Source organism: Bacteroides cellulolyticus (genome assembly GCF_025567135.1).
Lineage (GTDB): Bacteria > Bacteroidota > Bacteroidia > Bacteroidales > Bacteroidaceae > Phocaeicola > Phocaeicola cellulolyticus.
In genome coordinates this window covers 55073-67949 of sequence record NZ_JAOQJJ010000011.1, presented here as the reverse complement: position 1 = coordinate 67949, position 12877 = coordinate 55073, and the positions used below count along the sequence as shown (strand labels likewise).

Sequence of the window (12877 nt, the reverse complement as noted above, 5' to 3'; positions counted from 1 at the left end):
ATGAGTCAACAAAAAAACACAAATGATTTGCTGAACATGGATGAAACTATCAGCAATTCTGAAGATTTCCTTATCAAAAACAAGAATTTGTTATTGGGTGCAGTTATTGCATTGGTAGTTATCGTAGGCGGATACATGGCATATAAGAACTTTGTATCTGAACCTAAAGAATTAAAAGCTTCTGAAGCTATCTTCAAAGGTGAACAATATTTTGGTGCTGACAACTATGAAGCAGCATTAAACGGTGACAGCCTTGGATTTGCCGGCTTCGTTAAATTGGCTGACGAATTCAGCGGAACAAAAGCCGGAAATCTTGCCAACGCATATGCAGGTATCTGCTACGCTCAGCTTGGCAAATATGAAGATGCAGAAAAATATCTGAGTAAATTCGACGGTGACGACCAGTTGGTTGCTCCTGCAATACTTGGTACTATGGGTAACTGCTATGCACAGATGGGACAGTTGGACAAAGCTGCCGCTACACTTATCAAAGCTGCCAAACGTGCCAACAGCCTTTCATTGAGCCCTATTTACCTGATTCAAGCAGGACAGATTCTTGAAAAACAGGGAAAGAATGCTGAAGCAGTTGAAGCATACAAAACTGTAAAGAAAGATTATGCCAACTCATATCAGGCAATGGATATTGACAAATATATAGAACGCGCTTCTATTAAATAATAAACTTATTACTTACAGGCACGGATTTCCGGCGCAGGAAAAGTTATGCGCAAAAGGAGTTCCGTGCTTGTTTTTTTATCTTAACTCTACTAAACTTATAAAATCATGGCAACAGCTTATCACAATCTATCGGATTATGACTTCAATTCAGTGCCCGACGCATCGGAAATGAGATTCGGAATAGTAGTATCTGAATGGAACAGCAATATTACAGGAGCGTTACTGGATGGTGCAGTAAAGACTCTGAAAAAGCACGGAGCGAAAGATGAGAACATACATGTGCAGACTGTACCTGGAAGCTTCGAACTTACTTACGGATCGGCACAAATGATAAAAAGCAATAAGTTCGATGCAATAATAGCATTAGGATGCGTTGTAAGAGGCGATACTCCACATTTTGACTATGTATGCGCCGGAACTACACAAGGTATAGCTCACCTGAATGCAACAACCGATACACCAGTGATTTACGGTCTGATTACAACCAATAATATGGAACAGGCTGAGGACAGAGCCGGTGGAAAATTAGGAAATAAAGGTGACGAATGTGCAATTACTGCAATAAAAATGATTGACTTCACTTGCAGATTAAAAAAATAGTTGTATCTTTGCATCGCAATTGAAAAAAGCAACATCTGTTGTTAAGCTTTCAATGGCTAAAGGGCAAATACCAGAGTGGCCAAATGGGGCAGACTGTAAATCTGCTGGCTTACGCCTTCGGTGGTTCGAATCCATCTTTGCCCACAAAAATAGAGATGCGGAAGTAGCTCAGTTGATAGAGCATTAGCCTTCCAAGCTGAGGGTCGCGGGTTTGAGCCCCGTCTTCCGCTCTCATTATTGAAACATAGTTTCTCGAAAGGGCAAGTACCAGAGTGGCCAAATGGGGCAGACTGTAAATCTGCTGGCTTATGCCTTCGGTGGTTCGAATCCATCCTTGCCCACAAAAATAGAGATGCGGAAGTAGCTCAGTTGATAGAGCATTAGCCTTCCAAGCTGAGGGTCGCGGGTTTGAGCCCCGTCTTCCGCTCTCATTATTGAAACATAGTTTCTTGAAAGGGCAAATACCAGAGTGGCCAAATGGGGCAGACTGTAAATCTGCTGGCTTACGCCTTCGGTGGTTCGAATCCATCTTTGCCCACAAATATTAAAGATGCGGAAGTAGCTCAGTTGATAGAGCATTAGCCTTCCAAGCTGAGGGTCGCGGGTTTGAGCCCCGTCTTCCGCTCTACAAAGAGTCCTTTTCAGGACTCTTTTTTTTATGCCATATTATAACAAAAAAATGGCTGCCTCATAAGAGACAGCCTGAAATAAGAAATATCGAGATTCTTTACTCTGCTTTTTCTACAAACTCTGTAATTCCGTTTGATACAAGAAGATTATACCACTGAATAAGCTTCTTGATATCGCTCAAATGAACTCTATCTCTGTCGTAATTAGGAAGTACTTCAGCCATAAATTCTCCCAACTCTTCAGCAGAAGCTTTCTTGTAGTCTAAAGATGTTTCTTTTCCGCCTTCTTTTGTCTTTACAGCTTCAAGAACTTCTGACAATGGAACTTCATCCGCATCAGTGTACATTGCAATATCTCCCAATGAAATCACTTTATCCGAAGCATAAATTGGTGAACGCTTCTTGTCTGCGCTTACAGACTCAACAATAAGCATATTTTTTCCCTGAGAAATAAGCTTATATAATCCCGGCTTGCCGGATATAGCCAAAATTGTTTTCAACATGTTTCTTATTATTTTAATTGTTAATTACCGAACAAAAATACAACTCACTTTCGAATTACACAAGACATTGAATATCTTTTATGATTCACAATACAGAAAACAATCTGTCTATCTGTTCGTTTAATGAAACCGAGCCGTCATTTTCTATCACAAAGTCCGATTTTGATATTTTTTCATCATCGTTCATCTGTGAATTTATACGCTCAATAACCTTCTCGCTGGTTACATTATCGCGCTTCATCACTCTGGAAATGCGGACTTCCAAAGGAGCATGAATTATTACAATCTTATCGACTATATCGTCAAAACCGGATTCGAACAATATGGCACTTTCGATGGCTACCACCCTACTTCCTTTTTTGAAATGCTCGTCAGCCCACGAAAGAAACGCTTGCTTTACGCATGGATGCACAATGGCATTTACCTTATGTGCATTATCAGGTGAACTGAAAATATAGCCTGCCAGAAGTTGCTTGTTCAGTTTCCCATCAATATACACCTCATCACCCAACAAGGATTTCAATGAAGAAACTATAACAGGGTCCGCAACCATTAGTTTCTTGGCTTCACTATCAGAATCAAAAACAGGCACACCACGTTCTTTCAACGAAGAAGAAAAGAAGGATTTACCACTTCCAATACCTCCGGTTATTCCCAGCCTTATAAATACGTTATTTTTCATTGTCTGAAACGAAAAAACTGGTTTCTTCTATCAAGTAATCAACACTTGACGGATTTACCCTTATATTAGACACATGTGGACAAGAAGTATCCACCGACAAATCTATCTTATCACTTCCAGACCGCAGTAATTCATCGTATTTTACGTTTATATGAAAATCGGAAGCATCGACTGATGAATAATCGGAAAGTCCCACCTTGAAGGTAACTTTAACTTTAGAAGGGAATGTACGTAAGGTCTTGTTTGCCGGAAAACCAATTCCTTTGACAGGCACTTCCACCGTTTTCTCAGAATACATATCAACGGATATTGATACATCACAATATGAAGGTTCGTACTTGACACCCTCTATCTTTTTAAAAGAAGTTCTCAAAGAGGTTTTCTCTGTCAGATCCTCGCATTCCAATGGTACTGTGTATGCTGTCTGTACGGTTTTCAATATCTCCGATGGAGCATATACTATAACAGAATCCGGTGTTATACTTATATCTGAGACATAATATTGAACTCCCGGAGTTATCTTTCCGCTGACAGAGACAGGCACCTTCTTGTATTTGCCTGTAGAATAAACAAAGCCTACAGAGTCGGGATATACAGACAAGAGCCTTGTAGTGGAATTCAACTGCGATGCAACCCTTTTCTTCAAATCTTCTTGCGGCAGAATTACTCGCGAACTTCCATTTTCATAATCAGCAAAATCAATTGATATAGGCAAGAACGATCTGCCCAACATGTAATTCAAAAGAACAGTTCCGCGGTCAGCTACTCTCACCTTGACCTCATCCTGCAATTCTGATGTTATGACTACATTTTTAGGAACATTCTTCAGTCTTAAAGGAATAGTAAACTCTGTTTCGAAACCGCCATCTAAGGTTTGGAGCATCCAAAAGCCGAAAGATATGACCACAAAAAACAAAAAAATCAAAAACTCCCTGCACTTTTCAGTAAGCAGGAAGTTTCTGATTTTATTTAAATAAGACTTTAAAATATTCTTGATGTTCTTTTTACCGAACAACATATCTTTATTATTTTATTTATTCACCTGAGCCTGAGCGTCAGCATATATAGAGTTTCTATCAACCTTGATCTTTACACTTGGAGCAATTTCTACTATTACTGCATTATCTTCCAATTCTTTTACTTTTCCATATATACCACCTGCAGTAATTACAGACTGTCCAACTTCAAGATTCTTACGGAAATTAGCAATTTCCTTCTGCTTCTTGTTTTGAGGACGAATCATGAAGAAATACATGATAGCAAATATTGCCACCATCATTATCAAGAAAGAATAATCTGCTCCACCCTGAGCTTGCAGCATTACTGTCAATAAATTCATAGTTTCTTATTTTTTTAATTAATAATAGTTACGCCGACAAATATATTATTATTTTGTCAGCTTATTTTCCTTTTTCAATTTATTAACTATAGCATCCAATGTTCCGTTAATAAAGCCACCGCTTTTTGGAGTACTATAAAGTTTTGCTATCTCAACATATTCATTGAGAGAAACATTAACAGGAATATTAGGGAAACTAAGTATCTCTGCAAGGGCTATCTGCATTATCACAACATCCATCAAGGCAACACGGTTCAAATCCCAGTTCTTTGAAGTTTCACCTATCAGATGACGATAATATTCTGCATTCATAATTGCACGACGGAACAGGCGACGGGCAAAATCCTGATCTTCCTCATCCTTGAATTCAGGAAGAAGTTCCTGCTTTGCACCGTTTTTCGGATCAAAACGCTTTATAGTCTTCAATACGAAAGTATCTACAATTTCCTTATCATCGTTCCAGTAAAGGCTCTGGTCTTCCAATACCTCATCAAGTTCTGTATTATTGAAGATAATATTCTTGTAGATTTTTCTCCAGAATTCACGGTCATCCTCGTATGATGTTGACTCAGCTGCCATATACTCAGCATAGATATCACTCTGCTGTATTTTTTCATACAGAGATTTCAAGAAATCGTCTTCATTGTCCCATGTTTTCTTCTGAGCGACAACGAATGCGTTAAGTTCATTATTCGCCTCCAATTGGGCTATGAACTTATTTTCGACAAACCTCATGTTAGGAGATAAGTCTTCTTTAGTAGGTGCCAACTTGTTTTTGGCAGCATCGATTTTCTTACTCGCATAACGAGTTACTGCCACCATTAGAAGCAAAAGATAATTGTACAAATCGTACGCTTTGGATAGACTGAAGAACAACTCTTTTTCTGCAGTATCCAAGTTTTTACCGCCATTCTGATAATAAGCGTAAATAATCTGAACTATTTTCAGACGAATAAGAACTCTGTTTATCATATTAATAAGATGAAATTTCAGGGTGCAAAAGTAATCATTTTATTCTTTTAAAGCAATATAAACGCCCAAAATTCTATTTTTTTTCACTATTGGATTAAATTCTACACACAGTTTCTTTGAACATAAAAAAAAAATATTCAACTTTGGGCACAATTTATTTATAATATATAGTGACTATGGAAGATTTGAAAAAGAAAAGCATGACAGAAACAGACAAGGAAATTGTATTCTCAAAAGCCATAAAAGCTGGCAAAAGAATATATTATGTTGATGTAAGAAAAAATAAGAAAGACGACATGTTCCTTGCTATAACAGAAAGCAAGAAAATTATAACCGGAGAGGGGAATGCTCCATCTATAAGTTTCGAAAAACACAAAATATTCCTTTATAAAGAAGATTTTGATAAATTCATCAACGGATTGCAGGAAGCTATTAAGTTCATAGAAGATAATGGAAATACACCGGACACTCAAGACAGCGAAAACAATATAGAAGACAAATCTGATGAAGAAAACGTTAATGCATCATCAGACATAAAGATAGACATTGAATTCTGATAAATTCATCAAGAACTATATTATATAAATAAAATCAAGACAATATTTGGCTATTAAAAATAAATCGATTACCTTTGCACCGCTTTTTTAAGCTCATCGTGTGATATACCGCATCGTGTGATGGCGAATTAAGCAAATTTATATTCAACTTAATTTAGAGTAACACAAAAAATTTAAAGAAATGAAATCAATTGAAATCAAAGGTTCTTTGAGAACTGAAACTGGAAAAAAAGCTACACGTGACCTTCGTAAGAACAACAGTGTTCCTTGTGTATTGTACGGATTGAACAAAGATGAAAACGGTAATCAGGTAGCAACTCACTTCACTGTAACAAACGACGGTTTACGTAATTTGGTATATACACCACACATCTACGTAGTTGACTTGAATATCGATGGCAAAATTGTTACAGCCATAATGAAAGATATACAGTTCCACCCTGTAACTGACAACATTCTTCATGTTGACTTCTTGCAGATTGACGAATCTAACCCAATCGTTATGGAAGTTCCTGTTAAATTGGAAGGTCTTGCTGAAGGTGTTAAAGCCGGTGGTAAATTGGCATTGCAGGTTCGTAAACTGAAAGTTAAAGCTCTTTACAACTTAATCCCTGAAAGACTTGTTATCGACGTAACAAACTTGGGTCTTGGTAAAACTATCAAGGTTGGTGAATTGAACTATGAAGGTTTGCAGATCTTGAATGCAAAAGAAGCAGTTGTATGTGCTGTTAAATTGACTCGTGCCGCTCGTGGTGCTCAGGCTGCAGCAGCTACAGGAAAGAAATAAGTAATAGTTTAAACAACTAATACATTACAAATCCATATTAATGAAATATCTGATAGTAGGACTGGGAAATATCGGTGATGAATACCGTAATACCCGTCACAATATAGGATTTATGGTATTGGACGCCTTAGCTAAGGCGTCCAATATTATTTTTAGCGACAAACGTTATGGCGCCGTAGCCAACTTGTCGTTGAAAGGACGTCAGGTGATATTGTTAAAGCCGTCAACATATATGAACCTAAGCGGAAACGCTGTCCGATATTGGATGCAGCAAGAAAAAATCCCTTTGGAAAATGTTTTAATAGTAGTAGATGACCTTGCCCTACCTTTAGGAACGCTTAGACTGAAAGGCAAAGGTAGCGACGCCGGTCATAACGGATTGAAACACATTGCTGCTACATTGGGAACACAAAACTATTCACGCTTACGCTTCGGTATAGGCAACGATTTTCCTAAAGGTGGACAAATAGACTTCGTTTTAGGAGAGTTCGATGATGAAGCTAAGAAAATCCTTCCTGAAAGGATTGAACTGGCAGACGAAATAATCAAAAGCTTCTGTCTGGCAGGTCTGAATATTACAATGAACCAATATAACAACAAATAAAATGGCTGAAGCAAGAATTGACAAATGGTTGTGGGCTGCCAGAATTTTCAAAACAAGAACTATTGCAGCAGAAGCTTGCAAAAAAGGCAGAGTGAGCATTAACGGAGCACAAGCCAAGCCATCAAGAATGATAAAACCGGGAGATGTTATAAACGTAAAGAAATCTCCTATCACATATTCATTCAAAGTATTGCAAGCCATAGAAAAACGTGTCGGTGCAAAACTTGTTCCTGAAATAATGGAAAACGTAACATCTCCTGAACAATACGAACTTCTTGAGATGAGCAGGATAAGCGGTTTCATAGACCGTGCAAGAGGAACCGGACGTCCAACCAAAAAAGACAGACGAAGTCTTGACGAATTCTTTACTCCTGAATATTTCGATGATTTTGATTTCGATCTGGAAGATGAAGAAAACGAAGAAGACGAACAATAAATCAGAAAATATAAAATGACAAAAGCCGTATCAATAATATCCATGAGCAATGATATTAAGATACGGCTTTTCAGCGATTAAAGATATAGAATGAAAATATATGGGTGTTTTTGTGTTACATTGCAAAGATAGGGATTATGGACAAAGGAAAGTGAATTCCATGATGTACATATAGAATATCTATTATACTGATTTACAACATATTGATAAATTATATGATGTACATATCAGAAAACGCCCATTATATTTACATGAAATAATGAATATTTTATCAGGAATATTTTTATTCCATATCGCCAATCCTTTTTTTCATTTTTCCGACAAATTCGGCATAATCTTTCATACCAAGAATATTAAATCTTTCTTCAGAAATACTCAACGCTTCATTATATTCGCGATCTACCAAATCCGGATCTACACTATACAGCGTACGCAAAAGCTTGTCCGCATATAATATAAAATCGGTGTCTGAGAACGATAGATACCACAAAACATATTCCATACGGTTCTTCATGATATCAGAATAGATATCTTTATTAAGAGAGGAATCAGAAATCAACGCCAAACGGTCGGCACATGAATATTCGTCCAAGAGAATATCATTATTTGATATTTCATCAAGGCATTTTGCTGCCATGGAAGAACTGCGTATTGTATCGCCAGTAGATTGCATCCATTCGGCAGCACCACAAATCATCCTCTGCATGGTGATAGCCATACGTCTGTTGGTTTCATCGAAATAGACCGTATTATCAGACATGTTTCCATATGAATACTTGTTCATTATATTCTCATAACATCTGTCGGCATCTACGGTTTTATTGAGTTTTCGTGCATTAAACGGAACAATCCTTTGGGCCATTCCTTCCAGCACCAGATAATCATCCAAATCAAGATATTCACTTATCTGCATTGATTTGGCTACATAAAGCGGCTGTTTCCAATTGCAATTACTTATCAGATCTGCAAGTATTACACCGCTTCGCGTAAGATACGACTTTCCCTTGAGACTGACAGTCATTGTTTCCGGTATATCAACATTTTCCGGAATATACATACCAGAACATTTTACTGCATCAGCGTCTATACTGAAATGTATCTCATCAGTAGGAATACATCTCATAGCCTCATCCTCGGAAGTAAGCCAATAACGGACAATATTCTTCCACTCCCACGGGTCTTCCCCGAAAGGGAACTCTCCGGGATGAGACTTATAATAAGCTTCTATCTGTTCCTTTATGCGATACGGTTTTCCATCGTCTGAATAGCCAACAACAGGATTTACACGCACATAATCATTCACTCCATCCCTATAATATTCTCTTGAAAACGAAACAGGTAAGGCTGGTGAATTATAGGCCGGTCGGCACATCTGATCGACATACCAGCCTCCTGTGAGATACATCAGATTGCACACACGCACATCTGTACGCACACCTTCCACCTCCTGCGCATACCAAAGAGGGAAAGTCTCATTGTCACCATTTACGAAAAGTATCGGATTACCCTCTTCCTGAAGTGTATTCAGGTAGTTATATCCCATGTCGCGGCAAAGATAGCGATCACTTCTGTCATGGTCATCCCAGGTCTGGGAAACAATCAGCAATACAAGCCCGGCGCACATCATAGCAGAAAGAGAAATAGCAGTCCAAGGCTTGATTTTTCCGGATATTGACCTTATACAATTGAAAATAGATGCCGCACCAAAACCAATCCATACAGCGAATGCATAAAACGAACCGGAATAAGCATAATCCCTTTCGCGTGGCTGTAAAGGAACCTGATTAATATATAAAACGATAGCCAGTCCTGTCATAAAGAACAATATCATCACTATATTGAACTGACGTTTTCCTTGAGAGCCACTCCTCCACTGTCACAAGATACCCAATATTCCGAATATCAACGGTAAGGCATAATATACATTCCTTCCCCTATTGTTTTTCAGGGATGAAGGAAGAAACTCATTATCAAGAACTCTAAGCTTATCTATAAAACCAATGCCTGTTATCCAGTTACCCGCTATTTTATCACCATAACCCTGAATATCATTCTGACGGCCTACGAAGTTCCACATAAAGTACCTCAGATACATATAATTAATCTGATAGGACAGGAAATATTTCAAATTATCCATAAAAGTAGGAACAGTTACAGAAACATTCTCCCCTCTTGATTTATCATAATAAGTAACTTGCTTACCTTTCATGCCACCAGGAATCCAGGACTTATATTGCTCTGCATGAGCTTGGCTGTACATGCGTGGAAAAATCATACATGTCACATCCTCATACTTTGGTTTCATCTTTTTTCCTGTTATGACATATTTCTCGTCTTTGCGGCTTTCTGCAGAATCTGTAGTCCAGTCCTTTCTCCTATATATATTCTCTGTTTCCTTATAATCATAAGCCAGATACCCGTCTTTTTCCTTCAAGGCATTCACCGATGCAAAAGACTGACCATAAAGCAAAGGAGTATCACCATACTGTTCACGCCCAAGATAATCGCGAAGCGTAAAAGGATCTTCCGGCGATTGCTGGTCCATAGGAGTATTATCCGATGAACGTATCAATATTATGGCATACGAGCTGTAGCCGACCGTAAGCATAAGAATACTGAAACTTACAACATACGATATTCTCCATAGCTTATCAAGCCTAACCTTCTTAAAGAAGAAGACCATAATCAGAGCTACTATAATTGAAAGACAAAGCGTAAAGACAATATCTCCATGGAGAGTTATGCCAAGCATCATTATAGAAAGAAAAATAAAGAACAATGCAATGCGTACATTACTCCTTCTGACACTTTCGATACATGACAATACAAGCACAATGAAAAGCGAGACGGAATAAACTATCATGCCCGTATCATATCCGGCATCCAGGGTGTTGGCAAAAAACAGCTCAAAAAGCCCTGCCATTTTCATCACTCCTGGAATAATTCCGTAAAGCACTATTGCTATCACAACCATACTTAGTAAAAGTGCCGAAAAAAGTCCCCGTAAACCGGTATTTGAGAATTTACGATAATATATAACCAGTCCTACAGCAGGAATACACAAAAGATTCAGCAAATGCACACCTATTGACAATCCGATAATATACGACAGAAGCACAATCCATCTGTCGGAAGAGACGCTGCCCGACTCTTCGTCCCACTTCAGGATAATCCATACTGTAAGAGCTGTGAGAAAAGACGAGAAAGAATATACCTCACCCTCCACTGCCGAAAACCAGAAAGTATCCGTAAAAGCATACGCCAGAGCTCCGGTAAATCCACACAGCATAATCAATGCTACCGAAGACGAGGAATATTCACTCTTAGATTTACCGGCACATATCAGCGACGACGCTAGATATGTTATGGTAAGAAACAAAAAGAATATGCATCCGGCACTGAGAAGTGCGTTCATCACGTTTATGCAATATGCAACATCCTGAGGCGAGGAAGCAAAAAGAGAAAACACATTTCCTGCCAACATGAAAAAAGGAGCACCGGGCGGATGACCTACTTCAAGTCGCGATGCCGAAAGAATAAACTCGGGACAATCCCAAAAACTGGCAGACGGTTCTACAGTGATTATATAGACCACTGCAGAAATTAAAAATGCTATAAATCCGCAAATAAGATTCACTCGTTGATATTTACACATAACTTTCTCTGTTTTTTCAGACAAAGTTAGCGAGCTTCTCCATTTACATTGATAATATCTATACGGACATCTTCATGACAGAAATCAGTATATATTCCACTATAAATAAAGTACTTACAAAATAAACCAGTAAAAAACGATGCAGACATTACCGATTCTGAGCCTCATCAATACACATATATCAGGCCATCTGAGCGGGAATTTCAGAAACACGTCCCGTTTCCATTTTCTTTTGTATTCTGAATTTTGCTTTTGTTATAGAGCCCGGTGATATCCCATAAAATACAGCCAACTGTCCGGTTGTAAATCCAAGTTTCGTCAGGCAACTAATCTCCCGGTCACGTTCTGTCAACCCGCATGCCGTATCCAGACTATCGGAAAATCCCGGATACAATGTTTCTGCCAATGAAAAAAGGCTCTCCCATTCATCTGTACTCTTTACAGGCATGTATGAAGGCGAAGACTTCATCTTGTTCATCAGAGCCACCGCAGATATATTCTTATCAGAAAGCAACCGTTCCTCGCGCATCTTCAATTGTTCCTCCTGTCTGCATAAGTCCAATTCAAGATTATCATAATAAATTTTCCTGTCTATACCATTTTGTATCGCATCAGTAAGATTATTTTCGGCTTTCCTCCTTCCACGGTAAAAGAAAACGGACAAAGCCGAAAGCATACCTACAATAAATATGACAGAAGCCGCATTAACAACACTACTCTTTTCTGCATTCTCTTTTCTCAACAAAGCCTTCTCATGCATGAAATCTGCCTCCAGCGACATAAGCTGTTCCCTGCATTTCAGGTTTCCAATAGTATCAGCCTTCACCGTATTGACGATAGAACTCCAATCATCCTTTTCGGGATTAAACGAATCCAGTCCATAGTCATCCTTGAAAACATATTGCAAACCTTTTGCAAAAGAAACACTACGGTACTTGTCTATAAAATACACAGCTGTATCCTTCTGGTTAAGCATCATATAGTCAAGTCCCAATCTTGCCGCAGACTCACACAAGAGTTTATCATCATCCATTCTTCTCGCTATATTGTATCCCTCACGATGGTTCTCAACCGCTTTCTCATACATTCCGTATCTGAAATGAAAATCTCCCAGTCTTGTGTATGCTGAAACCTTCAATACAGTGTCCTGTCTTTCCTTCAGCATATCAATAGCACTCAGGTAACATACCATAGCTTTTTCAGCATCTCCTTCAGCTTCATAAGCCTTTGCCTGGTCAAACAGCAACGTTATATCATACGAAGTATCATCAGTCTGACTATTTCCGTAATTACACGAAATGAAAATACAAGATAGCAGGAATGAAAATATAAATGATAAAAGATGTCTCATAGAATACAAAACTTATATACAATCGCAAATGTAACATTTATCTCCGTATATACAAAAAATCATCCGACCTGACATAACGTCAAG

The 12877-nt window shown here is 38.4% G+C and carries 14 protein-coding genes and 6 tRNA genes; 12 read left to right on the top strand and 8 right to left on the bottom strand.

The annotated features are described in order from the left end of the window. The 8 genes from OCV82_RS10645 (at position 1) to OCV82_RS10610 (ending at position 1903) form a co-directional block, all read left to right on the top strand. Positions 1-678: a tetratricopeptide repeat protein gene (locus OCV82_RS10645; protein WP_154044361.1), complete on the top strand. Its 678-nt coding sequence runs from the start codon at positions 1-3 to the stop codon at positions 676-678. Positions 679-783: 105 nt separating this feature from the next. Continuing rightward, a complete protein-coding gene (gene ribH / locus OCV82_RS10640) occupies positions 784-1278 on the top strand; it encodes a 6,7-dimethyl-8-ribityllumazine synthase (protein ID WP_154044360.1) in 495 nt (164 codons plus the stop codon). Between the two features lie 61 nt (positions 1279-1339). Beyond that, positions 1340-1422: transfer RNA gene (locus tag OCV82_RS10635), tRNA-Tyr, on the top strand. 13 nt (positions 1423-1435) lie between these two features. Next, positions 1436-1508: transfer RNA gene (locus tag OCV82_RS10630), tRNA-Gly, on the top strand. A 28-nt stretch (positions 1509-1536) separates the two neighbouring features. Next, positions 1537-1619 (top strand) — tRNA-Tyr (locus tag OCV82_RS10625). A 13-nt stretch (positions 1620-1632) separates the two neighbouring features. Next, positions 1633-1705 (top strand) — tRNA-Gly (locus OCV82_RS10620). A 28-nt stretch (positions 1706-1733) separates the two neighbouring features. Beyond that, positions 1734-1816: transfer RNA gene (locus OCV82_RS10615), tRNA-Tyr, on the top strand. 14 nt (positions 1817-1830) lie between these two features. Further along, a tRNA-Gly gene (locus OCV82_RS10610) sits at positions 1831-1903 on the top strand. Positions 1904-2005: 102 nt separating this feature from the next. On the opposite strand, the gene OCV82_RS10605 is transcribed toward OCV82_RS10610, so the two are convergent. From OCV82_RS10605 to nusB, 5 genes are all read right to left on the bottom strand, one after another. Further along, positions 2006-2410, bottom strand: a complete 405-nt coding sequence (locus tag OCV82_RS10605; RefSeq protein WP_154044359.1) for a DUF5606 family protein — start codon at positions 2408-2410, stop codon at positions 2006-2008. A gap of 85 nt (positions 2411-2495) precedes the next feature. Then, positions 2496-3092 carry a dephospho-CoA kinase gene (gene coaE / locus OCV82_RS10600; RefSeq protein WP_154044358.1) on the bottom strand — a complete coding sequence of 199 codons (597 nt, stop codon included), beginning with the start codon at positions 3090-3092 and terminating at the stop codon, positions 2496-2498. Continuing rightward, positions 3082-4107 (bottom strand): CdaR family protein, encoded by a 1026-nt coding sequence (locus tag OCV82_RS10595; protein WP_154044383.1) that lies wholly within the window; start codon positions 4105-4107, stop codon positions 3082-3084. The genes coaE and OCV82_RS10595 overlap by 11 nt, the downstream gene beginning before the upstream one ends. Positions 4108-4122: 15 nt before the next feature. Continuing rightward, positions 4123-4431, bottom strand: a complete 309-nt coding sequence (yajC, locus tag OCV82_RS10590) for a preprotein translocase subunit YajC (protein ID WP_154044357.1) — start codon at positions 4429-4431, stop codon at positions 4123-4125. A 48-nt stretch (positions 4432-4479) separates the two neighbouring features. Further along, positions 4480-5403 carry a transcription antitermination factor NusB gene (gene nusB, locus OCV82_RS10585; protein WP_154044356.1) on the bottom strand — a complete coding sequence of 308 codons (924 nt, stop codon included), beginning with the start codon at positions 5401-5403 and terminating at the stop codon, positions 4480-4482. Positions 5404-5579: 176 nt separating this feature from the next. Here nusB and OCV82_RS10580 point away from each other — a divergent pair, with 176 nt between their 5' ends. The 4 genes from OCV82_RS10580 to OCV82_RS10565 all read left to right on the top strand — a co-directional run bounded on the left by OCV82_RS10580 (position 5580) and on the right by OCV82_RS10565 (position 7787). Next, positions 5580-5960, top strand: a complete 381-nt coding sequence (locus OCV82_RS10580) for a DUF3276 family protein (protein ID WP_154044355.1) — start codon at positions 5580-5582, stop codon at positions 5958-5960. A 181-nt stretch (positions 5961-6141) separates the two neighbouring features. Beyond that, a complete protein-coding gene (locus tag OCV82_RS10575) occupies positions 6142-6747 on the top strand; it encodes a 50S ribosomal protein L25/general stress protein Ctc (protein ID WP_154044354.1) in 606 nt (201 codons plus the stop codon). A gap of 40 nt (positions 6748-6787) precedes the next feature. Beyond that, positions 6788-7351, top strand: coding sequence for an aminoacyl-tRNA hydrolase (gene pth / locus OCV82_RS10570; RefSeq protein ID WP_154044353.1), 564 nt, complete (start codon positions 6788-6790; stop codon positions 7349-7351). A 1-nt stretch (position 7352) separates the two neighbouring features. Continuing rightward, the gene (locus OCV82_RS10565; protein WP_154044352.1) at positions 7353-7787 is read left to right on the top strand and encodes an RNA-binding S4 domain-containing protein; all 435 of its coding nucleotides are present in this window, start codon (positions 7353-7355) and stop codon (positions 7785-7787) included. Between the two features lie 283 nt (positions 7788-8070). On the opposite strand, the gene OCV82_RS10560 is transcribed toward OCV82_RS10565, so the two are convergent. The 3 genes from OCV82_RS10560 to OCV82_RS10550 form a co-directional block, all read right to left on the bottom strand. Further along, on the bottom strand, positions 8071-9618 hold the full coding sequence (locus tag OCV82_RS10560; RefSeq protein WP_154044351.1) for a hypothetical protein: 1548 nt from the start codon (positions 9616-9618) through the stop codon (positions 8071-8073). Between the two features lie 45 nt (positions 9619-9663). Next, entirely contained in the window at positions 9664-11442 is a 1779-nt protein-coding gene (locus OCV82_RS10555) for a glycosyltransferase family 117 protein (protein WP_154044350.1), read from the bottom strand. Positions 11443-11623: 181 nt separating this feature from the next. Next, complete coding sequence (locus OCV82_RS10550) at positions 11624-12793, bottom strand: tetratricopeptide repeat protein (protein ID WP_154044349.1); 1170 nt, start codon at positions 12791-12793, stop codon at positions 11624-11626. Between the last annotated feature and the right edge of the window lie 84 nt (positions 12794-12877).